Source organism: Nocardioides ochotonae, assembly GCF_011420305.2.
Taxonomy (GTDB): Bacteria; Actinomycetota; Actinomycetes; order Propionibacteriales; family Nocardioidaceae; genus Nocardioides; species Nocardioides ochotonae.
Genome location: NZ_CP061769.1, coordinates 729,465 through 746,016, shown reverse-complemented (window position 1 = coordinate 746,016; position 16,552 = coordinate 729,465). Strand labels below are relative to the sequence as shown.

The following is a 16,552-nucleotide window of genomic DNA, read 5'->3' as shown; positions in this document are numbered from 1 at the left end:
TCGTACGCCGGGGGAAGTCCTCCGGCCAATACCTCACATTGGGGAGCCCCCCGGCGTCACGGGAGCGGGCTGCGGAAGACCACGTCGACGAAGTAGTTCGTCGCCCCCCACGACGCGCTCGGGAAGCCGCCCTGCGGGCCGTAGCGGTATCGGCCGTTGCCGCCCGCCGGCACCGACAGCGGACCGGACACCCAGCCGTCGGCGAAGAAGCCTGAGGTCGCGGAGTAGTGCCCGCGCGGGGCGAAGTAGGACACGACGTACGTCGTCCCCGCCGCGACGGGGTACGGCGTGTCCAGCACCGCCGTCTGCCACCCGGTCGCCGTCTCGTCGGCGAAGGTCACCGAGGTGAGCGGTGTGCCGTCCGCCGACCACAGCGTGCCGGTGTGGGTCCCGGTGTTGCCAGGCCCCTTGTAGAACCGGATCGCGGTGACGTCGCCGGCGACGGCCGGGGTGAACGACACCCCGAGCTCGACCGCGTCGGTCTCGGCGATGGCGGGGACCGCGGGGGTCTGCGTGCCCAGGAGCGTCGTGGAGGCGTGCGTCTGCGACACGGTGCGGAACGACCAGGTGGTGTCCGCCAGCGTGGCGCCGGCGGTCGAGACCACGCCCGAGAGCTCGACTCGGACCAGCGCGTCGCTCGGCAGCGCGCCCGCCGGCTCGGCGGTGAGCGTGGCGCCGTCGGCCGACAGCCGGGTGGTCGAGGGGACCTCGACACCGCCGACGAGCAGCCGCAGCCGCGCCGTCGGGCGGACCGGCGCGCTGAAGGTCACGCTCGGCCGCGCCGAGGTGGCGACCCCGGTCGCCGACGGGACCGGGTTGCGGCCGGTGATGGCCACCGTGGCGTCGGGGACGTACTCGACGTCGGCGAAGTAGGCGCTCGCGCCGTGGGAGTACGTCGGGAACCCGCCCGCCGGCCCGTAGAGGAAGCGGCCGTTGCCGCCCGCCGGCGCGGTGAGGTCGCCCACGGTCACGGGGGCGGAGAAGTAGCCCGGCGAGGAGGAGTAGTGCCCGTGCGGGGCGAGGTAGGACACCACGTAGGTCTGCCCCGCGGCGACCGGGACCGGCTGGGCGAGCACCGCTCGCTGCCAGCCGTCGGGGGTCTCGTCGGTGAACGTGACCCGGGCCAGCGCCACACCGCTGTCGCCGTCGACCCGCCACAGGGTGCCGACGTGGGTGCCGGTGTTGCCGGTGCCCTTGAGGAAGCGCAGCGCCCGGATCTGGCCGTCACGGCTCGGGGAGAACACCGTGCCGACCTCGACCGGTGAGGAGTCGTCGGCCGAGTCGGTGGGGACCGCGTCGCCGAAGATCGTCTGCGGGTCCAGCACGCCCGGGTCCCGGGTCTGGAAGTCCCAAGTGCGGGTCGGCAGCACCGCGCCCTCGGTGGAGACGACGTCGCGCAGCGTGACCCGCACGAGGCTCGCCGCCGGGTACGGCGCGGTGGGGGTGAAGGTGAGCCGTCGGCCGCCGCCGTCCAGCGTGGTCGTCCCGGCCACGGGGCTGCCGGCCACGGCGACGTCCAGGCGGGCGCCGGGGGCGACCGGCGCGCTGAGCCAGACCCGCACCGGCCGGCTGCGCGGCACGTCCACCGCGCCGGCGACCGGGTCCTGGGCCTCCACGGCGATCGTGGCGGGCAGGCGCTCGAAGACCACGTCGACCAGGTAGCTCGCCGAGGACCGGGACCCGGGGAAGCCGGTGCCGTAGGTGTAGCTGCCGGCCTGGCTGTCCACCCGCAGCGGGGCGCGGGACAGATCGGCGGAGGCGAAGGCGCCGGGCGTGACCGAGTAGCGGCCCTGCGGGGCGCGGTAGGCCGCGACGTACTCGGTGCCGGGTGTGATCGGCACCGGCTGGTCGAGCACGAGCGTCTGCCAGCCCTCGGAGGAGGGCGACTCGACGGTGCCCTCGGCGAGCACCCGTGCGCCGTCGACGGCCCAGAGCGTCGCCCGGTGCGGTCCGGTGTTGCCGGCGGCACGGTAGAAGCGGATCGCGGTCACGGTGCCGGCGACGTCGCTGCGGAAGCGGGTGCCGATCGTCACCGCTTCGGGGTCGCCGGAGTCCGGCAGGACCGGGGCGAGCTCGTCGGCGAACAGCGAGCAAGGGCACACCCCGACCGGGCCCTGGGGCACCGCGGTGGTGAAGGACCACTCGCGGGTCCCGCTGACCTGCTGCCCGGCGGCGTCGGTCGCCTGGACGGTCGCGGTGTGCCGGACCCCGCCGGCGAGTGCCTGGGCCGGGGTGAAGGACGCGGTGCGGCTCGCGGCGTCGTACGACGTGGTGCCGGGCACCGCCGTGCCGTTGGCGTCCACGACGCCGAGGCGTACGCTCGCCGCCCCCACGGGCTTGGAGAAGCGGGCGCGGACGACGCCGGCCGTCGGGACGCTGGTGGCGTCCGGGCGCGGGTGGCGCTCGAGCACCGTCAGCGGCGAGGTGTCGGTGACGCTGAAGACGGGCTCGACGAAGTAGTCGGTGTTGCGGCTCGACTCGGTGGGGAGCCGGCCGGGCCCGGCGTAGACGCCGGACGGGGGTACGCCGAACCCGCCGGGGACCGTGAACGGCCCGCGTCGCCAGGGCCGGGCGCTGAAGGCGTCGGGCGCCACCGAGTAGTGCCCGGCCGGCGCCGTGTAGGAGGCGATGTAGGTCTCGTCGGCGAGGACCGGCACCGGGGTGGCGAAGTCGACGCGCTGCCAGCCGGTGGCCGACTCGGCGCCGAAGGTCGCCGTCGCCAGCCGCTCTCCGGCCGCCGACCAGATCGACCCCGTGTGGGTGCCGGTGTTGCCCGCGGCCTTGTGGAACCGGACGCCGGTGAGGAACCCGTCGACGTCGACGCGGAAGCGCAGGCCCAGCTCGGCGGCGGAGGGGTCGTCGGCGGGAGGCAGGGCGGGCTCGTCGGCGCCGTGGATGGTGCAGGGACAGGTCACGGTGATCGCGCGGGTCACGACCGGGCCGATGTTCGCGCTGTCGTCGATGGCGCGCACCCGGATCGTCTCGGCCGCGACCCCGCGCTGGGTGTAGGCATAGCTCCAGGTGCCGGCGCCGGTCGCCGGGTGCCAGGTGTCGCCGTCGTCGGTGCTGACCTCCACCCCGGCGACCTGGCCGCCGCTGTCGGTGGCGGTGCCGGAGACGCTGAGCCGGGCGCCGTTCGCCCGGCTCGCGCCCGCCTCGGGCGAGGTGACGGTGACCGTCGGGCCGACCCGGTCGGTGGACGCGGTGGTCGCGGTGAGGTGCGCCTCCAGCGTGCGCGGCTGGGCGCCCATGTCGGCGAGCAGGTTGACCTGCGCCTGCTGCATCCGCGGGTCGGCGGGCTCCGGCGCGAACGGGCTGTCGTGCTGCTCGTCGAGCCCCCAGGTCCACTGCACGCTTCCGGCGCTGAAGACCAGCGCGCCGCTCGGGGCGCGGTAGAGCGTGGTGTGGTGGGTCGTCGTGCCCGGCTCGACCGTGTTGCCGAAGTCGGTGAGGTACTCCTGGGTCGGTCCGGTCGTGGTCGAGAGCCGCACCAGGCCGGGCGGACGGAAGCCGTTGTCGAGGTCCTCGTTGGACTCATAGCCCACCGTGTGCGGGGCGAGCACCGCCTGCCCGCCGGTGGGCAGGGAGGCCAGGGGGGTGTGGCGCCACAGCCGGGTGCGTCCCTCGCGGGCGTTCACGGTGACCGGGAGGTCGACGTGGTTGACCTGGTAGAGCGTCCCCGTCAGCGCGTTCTCGGGCCGGCCTGCCCCCTGGCTGGGTGGGGCGAAGCGGGGGTCGCGCCAGGTGCCCGTCCACTCCGGGGCCGGATCGGTCTTCGCCCGGTCCCAGGTCTCCTTGTAGGCCACCAGGGTGCGGTACGGCGTGTGCGAGGCGTCGGCGGACGGCTCGTAGCGGGTGCGCCAGTACACCTCGTTGCCGCTGAGGAACTGCAGGTTCAGCCCGGCGTCGCGCGCGGCCTCGACGTTGGCGCGCTGCGCGCCGCTCCAGTACTCGTCGTGCCCGACGGAGAGGAAGACGTCGTGGTTGCTCAGCAGGTGCCCGCGCCGGTCGGTGTCGACCCCGGCGAGATAGCTGACGTCGTAGCCGTTGCGCTCGAGGAAGCGGACCAGCGGGTACTCGTTGGAGAAGTAGAAGTCGCGCCCGCCGGGACCGTTGCGGGTCAGCATCGGCCGGTTGTAGCTGAGCTTGAGGGCCCGCCCGCGGGGGCCGCCCCAGTAGAAGTTCGACCCGCCGTAGTCGTTGTAGGCCACCCAGGTCGGGTCGGAGGTCTGGAAGACGACGTCGGCGTCGCTGTCCTCATCGCGCACCACGAACGTGATGTGGCTGCTCTCGCGGGTGCCCGGGATCTCCAGGTGGGCCAGGTAGACCCCCGACACCGCGGTCTGCGGCACCTGCCAGGAGGCCGAGACCGCCCAGTTGCCGCAGTCGTAGAGCTCGGTGCTCTCCTCGTCGATGCAGTCCGGCTGGGGCGGGGTGACGATGCGCCGGACCGAGTCGATGCGGCGCGCACCGTCGCCGCCGTAGTAGCCGGTGCGGTAGATGGTGATGTCGTAGTCCGGCGCGTCGGTGTCGATCTTGAAGTCCACGCGCTGGCCGACGTCGACGCTGATCTCGGTGGAGAACCCCTGGATCTCCTGGCTGCCGGCGCCCCACATGTCGTCCCAGACCTCCCGGTCCGTGCCGGGACGGCTGTTCTCGCAGGTGATCTCGTTGCCGGCGGGCCCGCACGGGTCGGACACGGCGCTCGTGGCCAGCGCGGCCGGGCTCAGCGCCGCGAGTCCGGCGGTGGCGGGCGACGGGGCCGGGGGCACCCCGGGGGACGTGGACGCGGCCGAGGCGCCGAGCGCCGGTGCCGGCCCCGCGCCGGCGACCACTCCGCCGAGCACCCCGCCCAGCGCGAGGAGGAGGCCGACGGCGCGGGCGCCTCGTCGGTGTGGGCGCCGGGGTCGGCTCGGGTCGTCTCGGTCGCTGCGGTTCACGTCGTGCCTGTCCTGCTCGGGTGCCGGGTGGGTGGCGGGTCCCGGACACCGAGCCGGCCCAGCCGTTGCCGACACTCTGTGACCCGCCGCAGGGCCTGCGAGCCGTTGCTCGGCGTACTCCCTCAAAATCAGGCACGCCGAGCCGCCGGTTCAGCCCATCCAGCTCAGCCCATCCAGTTCAGCGGGGCCGGTCGAGCTCGAGGAACCTGCCGTACGCCGCGACCGCGGCCAGCTGGGAGTTCACCGCGAGCTTGCGCAGGATCGCCCGGACGTGGCTGCGCACCGTGCCGTCGGCGACCCGGCACAGCTCGGCGATCTCCAGCACCGTGCGGCCGGCGTGCAGCAGCTGCAGGGTCTGCAGCTCGCGCGGGGTGAGCGCGGAGACCCGCCTGCTCAGGTCGGCGCCCTCACGCTCGGTGGCCCGCCAGGCGGCGAGCAGCTGCTCACGCCTCGTCGGGGCGACGATGCCCTCCCCGGCGAGGACCCGTCGCAGGGTGTGCTCGACCTCGTCGAGGACCGCCGAGCTGGGCAGCACGGCGGCCGCGCCGCTCTCCAGCAGCGCGCCCCACACCGGCCCCGGCTCACGCTCGGTGAGCACCACGGTCGGCAGCGCGAGCTCGCGCAGCAGCACCTGCACGTCGTGGAGCCGGCGCGGGCGGACCAGCTCGCTGGCCACCAGCATCAGGTCGGGGGCGAAGCGGCGCACGGCCCGCTCCTGGGCGGCGAAGACGCCCCCCAGTCGCACGTGGAGCGCCATGGCGACGAAGCCGCGCCCGCCGAGGGCGGCACGGATCGCCTCCGCCACGAGCGGCAGCTCCGAGGCCACCAGCAATCGCGTCGGCGACGCCTCCTGCCCGTCACGGGTCCGTGGCCCCTCACGCTCCCGAAGCTGCTCGGGTCGCACACCAGGACGGCTGGCGAGATCGCTCACCTCACACATCACCTCGGGTCGGAAGCCGGGTTCCACGGACGGTGTTCCGAGCCCGCCCCCCGGCACATCGGTGTGCCGGGCGCCGTCAGCATCACCGCACCGGGTACCGCAGCGGCACCCCTAGGAACGAGGTTTCCCTCATATGAGGGAACCCGCCGTGGGCCCTCCCGGTGGCTCGCCGCGGGAACGGCCGGTCAGCACTGCCCAGTTCTGGGTATGCCGCCCCCGGCCCCCGGCGCCGTGGCCGGGTCCGGCCGCACGCTCACGGTGACCTGGTCGAGCCCTGCACGAGGAGCGCCATGCCCGACACCGCCGACGCGGCCCTCACCGACGCCACCGTCGCACCCTCCGCTGACGTCGACCCGCGCGCGACCCTCGGTCCCGGGGCCCGGGTCTGGCACCTCGCCCAGATCCGCGAGCACGCCGAGATCGGGGCGGAGTGCACGATCGGGCGCGGCGTCTACGTGGGCCCGGGCGTCGTGATGGGGGCGCGCTGCAAGGTGCAGAACGGCGCGCTGGTCTACGAGCCGGCCCGGGTCGAGGAGGGCGTGTTCATCGGCCCCGCCGTGGTCTTCACCAACGACCTGCTGCCGCGCGCCGTGACACCGGAGGGCGCGCTCAAGACCGCCGCGGACTGGGACGTCGTCGGCGTCGTGGCCCGCACCGGCGCCAGCGTCGGCGCCCGCGCGGTCTGCATCGCGCCGGTGGCCCTCGGGCGCTGGTCGATGGTCGCCGCGGGCGCCGTGGTCACCCGCGACGTCCCCGACTTCGCGCTGGTGGCCGGCGTCCCGGCCCGCCGGGTCGGCTGGGTGGGGCGCGCCGGCGTACCGCTCGAGGAGACCGGGCCCGGTTCCTGGCGGTGCCCCCGCACGGGCGAGGAGTACGTCGTGGCCGGCGACGGGCTGCGCGAGGCGGCCGGCTGAGCCGTCGAGCCGCGACCCGAGGACGACCCGCTCGCGTACCTCAAAAAAGATGACCCGCCAGCGCCTCTGAAGGGCAGCAGAACAGCAGTAGCGTCCACCGGAGGCCGTCGCCCGGGGCGGTCGATCGCCATGCCATCCTCCATTCCCCACACCGCGGCACGACGGCGACACCCGTCCGGCAGGTCCGGGCGGAACCACCGACACCGAGCTGTCGGAGTCGGCGTCGGCCGCCGAGGGAGCGCACTCCCCATGCATCAGCCCATGCATCAGCCCACCCCTCCGCCCCGGCCGACGGCCCGGCGCCGAAGCCCGCGCCGCAGCGCGCGCCGCCTCCTGGCCCCCCTCGCCGCCGGCGCGCTGGCGCTTCCCCTGGCCGCGGCGGTCGCGGCACCGGCCTCCCCAGCATCATCCGTGTCACCCGTGTCATCGGCCGCACCTGTCCCGTCGGGGGCGCCGGCCGCCGCACCGATCGTGCGCCGCCTCAACGACCCGCGCATCAAGGAGTCCAGCGGGCTGGCGGCCAGCACCTTCAACCGCCCGCTGCTGTGGACCCACAACGACAGTGGCGACCGGCCGCGTCTCTTCGCGATCGGCACCCAGGGCCGCACCCGCGCGGTGCTGCGCCTGTCCAACGCCTCCGCGCTGGACTGGGAGGACGTCGCCGCCGGCCCGAACCACACCCTGTGGGCCGGCGACATCGGGGACAACCGCGCCGTGCGAAAGCAGATCAGCGTCTACCGCGTGCGCGAGCCGCGCCGGGTCGCCTCGGCACGGGTGCGTGCCACGCGGTTCCGTCTCGCCTACCCCGACGGCCCGCACGACGCGGACACCTTGTTGGTGCGGCCCCGCAGCGGGCGGATCCTGATCGTCACGAGGTCCAAGGGCGCCGGCGGCATCTACCGCGCGCCGCGTCGGCTGCGCGCCGACCGGGTCAACCGGCTCACCCGCGTCGCCCGCGCTCCTGCCGACGTGACCGCCGGCTCCTTCGCACCCGAGGGCGACTTCCTGGTGCTCGGCACCGAGGACGACGCGTTCGGCTACCGCAAGGTCGGCGGAAAGGGCACCCGCATCGCGCTCCCGGCCCGCCAGAAGGGCGAGTCGTTGGAGGTCCGGCGCGGCCGCCGCGCCGCCCTCGTCGGCAGCGAGGGCCGACGCAGCCCGATCTACCGGGTGCGGCTGCCGCGATCCCTGCGCGACGACCCCCGGTCCCCCTCCCCCGACCTTGGCCCGTCGCAGGTCAAGGGCTGGGCCCTGGACATCAACGAGGAGTTCAACACCCTCGACCCGAACCGGTGGAACGTCCGCGACCGCACCTACAACAGCAACGAGGACAGCTATCTGCTCGCCGCCAACACCCGCGTGCGCGACGGCGTCCTGGTCATCGAGGGCCGGCGGGAGAGCGCCGGCGGGCGCCAGTACACCTCCGGCTACGTCGACACCAACCGTCACTACTCCGTGCCCAACCGCTTCCGCGCCGAGATCCGGGCCCGGGTGCCGATGCAGCAGGGCCTGTGGGCGGCCCCGCTGTGGTTCCGCCCGACCGACGGGTCCGGCGGCGAGATCGACCTGGTCGAGACCTACGGCCGCGAGGCCGCGCGGCCTCTGGTGCACCAGACCATCCACACCGACTACGGCGCCCAGCACCGCCAGTCCGCGCTGACCTACCCCTTCGCCCGGCTCGGCGACCCGGCGGGCACGGGATGGCACACCTACGTCGTGGAGAAGACCCCCGGACGGATCGTCATGACGGTCGACGGGGTCACCACGGCCACCTGGCGTAGCGGCGATCCCGACTGGTTCAACAAGTACTACGAGGCCGGCAAGCGCTGGAACCTGCGCATCAACATGCAGATCGGCGGCAGCTACGGCGGAAAGCCCGACGCCAGCACCGACTGGTCCCGGGCCACGATGGCGGTGGACTACTTGCGCACGTGGGTGCCCGAGTAGGTCGACCGGCCCGGCAGCAGGGCGGCGAGCTCGGCGGTGTGCAGCCGGCGACGGTCGGCGACGGCGTACCCGCCCACGGCGACCACGGTGAGGAGCACCGAGAGGAGCAGGGCGAGGAGGCCCTCGCCGAGCTGGGCGCGCACCAGCCAGGACGCTGCGCCGGCGCAAACGAGCACGACGAGCAGGCATCGCGCCAGCGGGACCACGGCGAGCCGGACGCCGGTGAAGCGGCGCACCTGGAGCACCGCGAGCAGCGTGTCCAGCCAGGCGCAGGCCGCCCAGCTGATCGCCGCGCCGGTGATCCCGAAGGGCGCGATCAGCGCCAGGTTGGCCGCGACGTTCACGGCGAGCACGACGCCCTTGTTGGCGGCGGCCCAGCCGCTGTGGCCCGACATCAGCAGCAGCGACTGCACGTTGCCGCCCACCAGCATGCCCAGGCCGCCGACGCACAGGGCCACGACGGCCCGCGCGCCGCTGTCGAACCCCGGTCCCAGCAGACCCAGCACCGTGCCGGCGTGCGCGGCGAGCAGCACGAAGACCGGTGCGCCGGCCAGCACGATCCAGGTGCCGGTGACGTCGTAGAGGTCCTGCACGTCCTGGCGCCGTCCGCGGGCCAGCATCGCGCTGAACCGGGGCGCGACCACGATCCGCATTGCCTGGAGCAGCGCGGACCCGGCGCCCACGAAACGGGTCGCGGCGCCGTACACACCGGCGGCCGCGGGCCCAGCGATCAGCCCGACGAGCACCACGTCGAGCCAGACGAGGGACTCCTCGAGGCCTGCTGAGAGGGTGCGGGGCAGCGCGAACCCGAGCGCGCGGCGCCGCAGCGCCGGGTCGGCGACCCGGACGACGGGCAGGGCGTGCGTGCGCTCGAAGCGGGTGACCTGACGGTGCAGCACCCAGACCGCCGCGATCACCCCCGGCACGAGCGGGGCGGTCCAGGCGATCCCGGCGGTGACGACCGCGCCACCCGCCAGGGTCCCGGCGAGCACCGCGACCGGGCGCGCGAGCGGCACTCCGACGTTGCCGATGAGGGTGTAGGGCACCACGCCGCCGAAGGCCCGCGTCGCGGCCAGCGCGGCGAGCATGACGGCGGCCAGCGGCACCCCGCCGAGCACGGCGCCGAGCGCGCCCGAGTCGACGACGTCGATGCCGTGCCCGATCAGGACCGGGCGCAGCAGCAGCCAGCAGGCCCACACCGTCAGCCCGGCGGTCCCGGCGAGCCCCAGCAGCAGCAGGCACGCGGCACGGACCTGGGCCGGCTGCTCGTGGCGCAACCGGGGCACCAGCCAGACCGCCGTGGTGTCGGTGCCCAGGCGCGCGAGGCTGAGGCAGATCATGAAGATGCCCATCGCCTGGAGCACCAGGCCGGAGCCGGACGGCCCGAGCTGGCGGGCGAGGACCAGCACGAGGACGAACCCCATCGCGGTGCCGAACAGCGAGCCCAGCAGGCTCAGCGCACCACCGCGGGCCGTGGCCCGCAGCTCCCCCGTGAGGCCCGCCGGGTCCGGCACGGCCGCGACCGGCGTCGTACTCATCGCCACCCCTCCTCGGACGACCCACCCCCCGGGCAGGTCGCCGGCCCACTGTCGCCCGCCGCCCGGCGGGGGCTCGCGCAGGGCCGCACCCGCTACCCCGATTTGGGTACGTCGTCCCGAGGGTGCCGCGGCCGGTGCGCGACCCCGCCCAGCCTGAGGATCCACGCTCGCCCTCGCCCCTCGGAGACCTCGCACGTGACCAGGCCTGCCGCCCCTGCCCCGTCCTCGCCCACCGACACCGCCTCGCCGCCCGGGGTCCCCGGGCTCGCACCCGACCTCGACGGCCCGCTCGCCCACGTCGCCGAGCAGCTGTGGGGACCCGCGCTGCGTGCGGGCCGGCTGCGCCTCTCCCGCCACGCCCCGGAACCGGGCTGGCACGAGGTCGAGCGCTACCTGGTGCTGCCCTCGATCTCCCGCGCGAGCATCCTGCTCCCCGACGTGCCCAGCGCCGCCCTGCGCGGGGCGCTGCTCAACTACCGAGGCCTGCGCTCGGGGGCGACCGCGCTCCAGCGCTCGGTGCTCGGCGCCGCCGTCACCACCCGGATGGGGATGCCGTTCCCGCGGCTCTCGGTGCAGGTCCCCGACGAGCCCGATGCCGGAACCGGCGAGGCGACGGGTGACGCGACGGGCGGGGCCGACGGCAGGCTTCCGCTCGGGATCCTCGAGGGCGTCCTCGGGGCCGGGCCGCTGCTGGCCTCGATCGGCGTGCGGACCGGCGCCAACCGCAAGGCCACCCTCCAGCTCGTCGACCCCGAGGGTCGTCCCCGCGGCTTCGCCAAGCTGGGCTGGGACGCCGCCAGCGCCGCAGGCATCCGCGCGGAGACCGCCGCGCTCGAGCAGGGGCCGTACGACGGCCGGGTCCGGGTCCCCCGCCCGCTCGCGTCGGGCACCCTGGGGGCCCAGCCGTACGTCGTGACCGCACCGCTTCCGCTGGACGTCCGGGCGGTCCGGGGCCCGGTGCCGGCGCCCTCGGCGGAGGAGCTGGCGGTGCTGTGCCCGCGCGACCGGCTCGCCCCGATCGCCGCGACCGGGCAGTTCCGCGCCCTGCGCCGCCGCCTCGACGCCCTCGGCGCCCCCAGCCCGACCACCCGTCCGCTCCTGGCGCTCACCGGCGACCTGCTCGACACCCTCGCCGGGGTGCCCACCGAGGTCCCGGTGACCACCCGCTGGCACGGCGACCTCACGCCGTGGAACGTCGCCCGCGACGGCGCCGGCACGCTGTGGTGCTGGGACTGGGAGTCCAGCGAGCCCGACGCGGTCGCCGGGCTCGACGCGCTGCACTGGTACGCCGGGGTGCGCCGCGAGCGCGGCGAGCGCCTGTCCGCCGCGACGCCGGCCGCCCTGCTCGCGGACGCCGGGCACCTGTTGCGCGCGGCGGCGCTGCCGCGCGCCTGCGACGCGGGCGTGGCCGCCCTGTGGGCCGCGACGATCGCGGAGCGGGCGCTGGGCCTGGCCCTGGCCACCGGCGACCCGCTCGACCCGTCGCGCCCGGAGCGCTGGGAGGACGACTGGGTGCGCCCCGACGAGGTGGCGGCGCTGCTCACGGGGGCGCGCGACCTGCTCGCGGGCTCCGCCGCCGACTCCTCGACCCGGGCGTCCCGATGAGGGCCGCCCGCTCCCGCGGGCCCGCCGCCGCGGCGCTCGCCGGGCTGCTCACCGTGCCCGCCTGCGCCTCCTCGACGGTGGTCCCCGACCCCGCCGGGGCGGGCGGCACCCCGCTGGCCCCGACCCGTGCCCGTGCCCCGGCGGACTCCGTGGTGCTGCTCGGCGCCAACGCCGCCGGCCGGGCGGAGCAGCGCGGCTCGGCCGAGGTCACGGTGCGGACGCTCTCCCTGGACGGCGGCCGGATGACCGTGCGCGGCACCAGCCCCGGCGGCGACCCGGCACTGCGTCTCCCGGCGTTCTCCCCCGACCCTGCCCCGTACCCGCGGGCGATCGTCGCGGTGAGCCCCGTCGGCTCCCGCGACCTGCTGGAGCCCGGGACCCGCCCGTTCGTCTGGGGTGCCGACTTCCGCGTCGACCGCGCCACCGGCACGAGTGCCGTCGACAACGGCGACAACCTGGTCCAACGCGGGCTGTCCAACGATCCGGGCTTCTTCAAGGCCGAGCTCGACCAGCGCCGCCCGGGGTGCACGGTCACCGGCTCGGAGGACACCCTCGTGGTGCACGCCAGCGAGCGGGTGCTGCCCGGGACCTGGTACCACCTGCGCTGCGAGCTCACCCCTGGCGAGCTCGCCGTCTACGTCACCCAGCTGCCCGCCGACGACACGCCGCGCTCGTTCGCCAGCCACATCAGCGGCTTCGTCGGAGACGTGCGCTTCGACCCTGCCACCCCGCTGACGGTCGGCGGCAAGGTCGGGCTCGACGGCAAGCCACTGCCGAATGCCACCGACCAGTTCAACGGGCGGGTCGCGGCGCCGTACGTCGCCTACCCGTGAGGGCGGTCAGGGCAGGAGGCGCACCCAGCCCCGGGCCGGGACGCCGGCCACCTTGGTGATCCGGCCGCCGGCGACGAGGCCGCGGCGGCTGACGTCGATGGCGTAGATACCCCAGAAGTCCGGGATCCCCGGCCGCCACGAGCGCACCCGGCCGGTGCCGACGTCGGCGACCAGCAGCTTGGCGCGACGCTGGCCGCCGAAGCCGCCGTGCACACCGAAGTAGGCGAGCGAGCCGCGCACCCGCACCGCCTGGACGTCGCCGCCAGCCGCCACGCGCCACTGCCGGGCGCCGGTCGGCACCGACCACGAGCACAGCACGTTGAAGTTGTCCGCGAGCAGCACCCGCCTGCCGCGGGAGGTCACCTGCAGCGAGAGCACGTCACCGCCCGAGCGCGCCAGCTGGCGTCCGCGGACCCGACCGGTGGCGAGGTCGAGGGCCACGATGCTGTCGTGCGCGGCTCCCTCGACCTGCTCGAAGGCGCCGCCGGCCCACACCCGGCCGCTCACCTTGTCCACGCCGAGGGCGAAGACCGGACCGTCGAGCTGGGGGCGGAACGCCTCGTCGAGGCGACCGGTCGCCGGTGCGAGGCGGGCGAGCCAGCTCTGCTCGACCCCGCCGACGCGGGTCATCCGGCCGCCGGCCAGGAGGCCCCCGGCTCCGCGGGCCAGTGCCTGCACGCCGTGGTTGAGGCCCGCGTCGAACCCGGGCGACACCCGCCCGGTGTTCAGGTCGATCTTGGCCAGGCCGGTGCGTGGGAGGCCGCCGACCCGCTCGAAGTAGCCACCCACCCACAGCCAGCGGCCGCGGGTCTCCAGGGCCCGCACGACGCCGTCGGTGCCCGGCACCGCGCCGGCGACGAAGCGGCCGTTGCCCAGCCGGAACACCGCGAGGTTGCGGGCCGCCACCCGACGCCCGTTCGGGGCGATCGCGTTGCGGAACTCCCCGCCCACGATGACCAGGTCGCCCTTGATCCGCACGGCCATCACCCGGCCGTCGACCTGCCAGCTGCGCCGGACCTTGCCCGGGCTCCCCGATCGGGGCACGGTGATCCTGGCCGCGCTCGCCGCCGGGGCAGCGACCGCGGTCGCCGCGTGCGCCGCCGCGCTGCCGGGCACACCGTGCACACCGGGTACGACGGGTGCGAGGAGCACCACGGCCAGGACGGGCACCAGTGTCCGGGCCAGGCCACGCACCCGCGTCCGGTGGCGCCCGGCCCTCACGTCCATCCCAGCGGACGGCCGAGGAACTGCTCGAGCTCGGCGTTGTGCGGGGCGTAGAACTCCGCCAGCCGGTCGCGCTCGCGCGACGGGATGGAGTCGCGGGGCCGACTCGCGTTGAGCCCGGAGGTGCGGCTCAGCGGGGCCGGCGGCAGGCCGAGGAACGCGCAGGTCCGGTCGAGGACCGCCTGCGGGTCGGCGTACAGGTCCTCGCTGCGCAGCACCAGCAGCTGCTCGGCGGGGAAGGAGGCCAGCCAGTTGCGGATCTGCGGCAGGTAGACCCCGCGGGCGCGGTAGGAGTACCAGTCGTGGGCGGTGCCGTAGTAGCTCGGGTCCGCCGCCATCCGCTCCAGCTCACCGGCGGTGCGGTCCTCCTCGGCCGCCAGCGCGTCGGCGAAGCCGAGCGGCTCGACGCCGTTCTCGACCCGCTCCTGGTAGTGCGACCAGGCCCGCTTGACCGGGTCGCGCACCAGCATGATGCTGCGCACCCCGGGGGCGACCCGGCGCACCTCGGCGGCGATCCGCGGGTCCCACACGTAGTACGGCGACGCCTCCCCGCCCAGCGGGGCGTGGCCGAGCCGGGCGCCGAGCACGGCGCGGTAGGGGCGGGCGTGGAAGTGCGAGCGGTACCACCGCTCGCCGCGGTGGGTCTCACGGAAGAAGTAGTCGGTGCTCTTCTTCCCGCGCACCTGCGGGTAGAGCCCGAGCAGCCCGGGATGCTGGAGCAGGTAGTCGAACATCGAGGTGGTGCCGCCGCGCTTGGTGCCGATCACCAGGAAGTCCGGGGCGGGTCGCCACGGCGAGGTCGCGACGCCGTACGCACGGGTGGTGCGGTCCGCGACGTCCTTGATCCAGCGCGGGGCGGTGTCCTTCAGGCCGGCACCGGTGCGGGCAGCCGTGCTCATGCGCGGGTCCTCACGGCGTCGCCGGTCGCGCCCGCGTCGCCGGCGGCGTCCACGGGCGAGGCGGGGGCAGCGGACGACTCGTCGTCGGTGGGCGCGCCGCGACGCCCCCGTGCGTGCTCCCGGTCCGGTCGCGCGCGTCCGTGCACGTCGAGGGTGCCGAGCACCTGCCCCTCGACGGCCACGACGTCGGCGACCGCGGCGGCCAGGTCGGCGCGGCGCGTGCGCCCGGTGCGGGTGACGACCAGCACCGCGTCGGCGACACGGGCCGCGACCATCCGGCCGGCGGAGCCGGCCGCGGGCCCCAGGCACACGACGGTGCGGGCCGCGAGCGCCTCGCGCTGCGTGAGCGCGTCGCCGAAGCGGCTCAGCGCGCCGGCCTCGCCGCCGTGCGGGTCGAGCCACCGCACCCGCAGCTGCGGGTGCCGCGTCGAGCGGTAGCTCACGGTGCCGGCCGCCGGGTCGCCGGCCGGGACCGCAGGATCGGGCTCGAGGTGGAGCTCGGTGGCCAGCGTCCGCATCCGGTGCTGCGGGACGCCGACCAGCACCAGCTCCGCGCCGCCGTCCTGCCCCGCGGCGGCGAGGGTGAGCGCGGCGCCGAGGGTCGGCAGGCCGGCCTCGGCGTCGTCGCGACCGGTGGCGTCGAGCACGGCGAGCACCCGGTGCTCCTCCGCGGGGGTCGCCCGGGCGGCGAGCGCCGCACCGAGGAACTGCCACACGCGCAGCAGCGCGTCCTGCTCGGCGCCGCGCGCGGGCAGGTGCAGGTCCTGCGGCAGCGTGGCCAGCAGCGGTGCGGAGCCCGCCGCAACCAGGTCCTCCTCGTCACGGACCCGTCCGTCGAGGGCGTCGCGGGCGAAGGCGAGCACCAGGCCGAGGAGCAGCCCGGCCAGCAGTCCCCCGCCCACGATCACGGCCGGGGACTGACCCGTGGTGGCGCCGATGTCGCTGGCGGTGGTGATCACCGTGCCGCCGGTGGTCTCGATGGCGCTGAGCGCGCCGATGCGCAGCAGCAGCTCCTCGATCTCGGTGTTGAGGATGTCGCGCTCCTGGGCCGCGGCGCCGGCTGCCCGGCTGCCCGGCGGTGCCTCGGCGATCTCGCGGGTCGCGGCGAGGACGTCGTCGCGCAGCAGGTCGCGGCGCCGGCTGAGCTGCTCCACGGCGTTGGCCACCCGCTGGCGGGCGAGGTTGCCGCGATAGGCGAGGAACTCCACCGCGATCCGGTCCGCCCCGGCGACCGCCTCCTGCACGCTGCCGGCGGTGTAGGTCAGCCGCAGGACGGTGGCATCGGGGTAGACCTCCGCGCGCAGTCCGCTGCGCAGCTCGCCCGGGGTGGTGTCGCCCAGCTTCTCCGCCGCGCGCGACACGACCTCGGAGGACCGGACGGTCTGCACCTCCGTCTGGGCGTCGATCAGCCCGGAGGGCTCGCGCTGGAGGTCGAAGGGGTCCTGGGAGATGACGTTGAGGTTGACCATCGCCGCGGCGGTCGCCGTGCTCGGGCGCAGGGCGGCGTACGCCGCGCCGAGGCCGGCGCCCAGGGCCGCGCACACCAGCAGCACCACCCAGCGCCGGCGCAGCACCCGGGCGTAGCGACCCAGCCCCCACGGATCCGGAACTGCCTGACCAGCATGCATCTAGGACTCCAAGCTCGAGACGACCGTCCCCCACGGACCGGCGATGCGCCCACGGTAGGGAGCGGGCCGGACCGCCCCCGAGCG

The 16,552-nt window shown here is 75.6% G+C and carries 10 protein-coding genes; 4 read left to right on the top strand and 6 right to left on the bottom strand.

Annotated features, from left to right (window positions below; all coding sequences use genetic code 11):
• Positions 1-56: 56 nt before the first annotated feature.
• Entirely contained in the window at positions 57-4,940 is a 4,884-nt protein-coding gene (locus tag HBO46_RS03670; protein ID WP_166136663.1) for a DUF4082 domain-containing protein, read from the bottom strand.
• A 178-nt stretch (positions 4,941-5,118) separates the two neighbouring features.
• Entirely contained in the window at positions 5,119-5,766 is a 648-nt protein-coding gene (locus HBO46_RS03665; RefSeq protein WP_166136666.1) for a LuxR C-terminal-related transcriptional regulator, read from the bottom strand.
• Positions 5,767-6,170: 404 nt separating this feature from the next.
• Between HBO46_RS03665 and HBO46_RS03660 the strand changes: the two genes are divergently transcribed.
• Positions 6,171-6,794, top strand: coding sequence for an acyltransferase (locus HBO46_RS03660; protein ID WP_166136669.1), 624 nt, complete (start codon positions 6,171-6,173; stop codon positions 6,792-6,794).
• Positions 6,795-7,205: 411 nt separating this feature from the next.
• Positions 7,206-8,741: a glycoside hydrolase family 16 protein gene (locus HBO46_RS03655; protein ID WP_166136672.1), complete on the top strand. Its 1,536-nt coding sequence runs from the start codon at positions 7,206-7,208 to the stop codon at positions 8,739-8,741.
• Here the strand turns inward: HBO46_RS03655 and HBO46_RS03650 are convergent.
• Positions 8,714-10,279 carry an oligosaccharide flippase family protein gene (locus HBO46_RS03650; RefSeq protein ID WP_166136675.1) on the bottom strand — a complete coding sequence of 522 codons (1,566 nt, stop codon included), beginning with the start codon at positions 10,277-10,279 and terminating at the stop codon, positions 8,714-8,716. The two genes, HBO46_RS03655 and HBO46_RS03650, sit on opposite strands and share 28 nt — an antisense overlap.
• Before the next feature lie 195 nt (positions 10,280-10,474).
• Here HBO46_RS03650 and HBO46_RS03645 point away from each other — a divergent pair, with 195 nt between their 5' ends.
• On the top strand, positions 10,475-11,884 hold the full coding sequence (locus tag HBO46_RS03645) for an NACHT domain-containing protein (RefSeq protein WP_166136678.1): 1,410 nt from the start codon (positions 10,475-10,477) through the stop codon (positions 11,882-11,884).
• On the top strand, positions 11,881-12,717 hold the full coding sequence (locus HBO46_RS03640) for a hypothetical protein (protein ID WP_166136681.1): 837 nt from the start codon (positions 11,881-11,883) through the stop codon (positions 12,715-12,717). Before HBO46_RS03645 ends, HBO46_RS03640 begins: the two co-directional genes overlap by 4 nt.
• Before the next feature lie 6 nt (positions 12,718-12,723).
• Here HBO46_RS03640 and HBO46_RS03635 read toward each other — a convergent pair whose 3' ends face one another.
• The 3 genes from HBO46_RS03635 to HBO46_RS03625 are packed head-to-tail and all read right to left on the bottom strand — an operon-like array spanning position 12,724 to position 16,468.
• A complete protein-coding gene (locus tag HBO46_RS03635; protein WP_166136684.1) occupies positions 12,724-13,938 on the bottom strand; it encodes a PQQ-binding-like beta-propeller repeat protein in 1,215 nt (404 codons plus the stop codon).
• A complete protein-coding gene (locus tag HBO46_RS03630) occupies positions 13,935-14,840 on the bottom strand; it encodes a sulfotransferase family protein (protein WP_166136687.1) in 906 nt (301 codons plus the stop codon). The genes HBO46_RS03635 and HBO46_RS03630 overlap by 4 nt, the downstream gene beginning before the upstream one ends.
• Entirely contained in the window at positions 14,837-16,468 is a 1,632-nt protein-coding gene (locus HBO46_RS03625; protein WP_166136690.1) for a Wzz/FepE/Etk N-terminal domain-containing protein, read from the bottom strand. The genes HBO46_RS03630 and HBO46_RS03625 overlap by 4 nt, the downstream gene beginning before the upstream one ends.
• Positions 16,469-16,552: the final 84 nt, after the last annotated feature.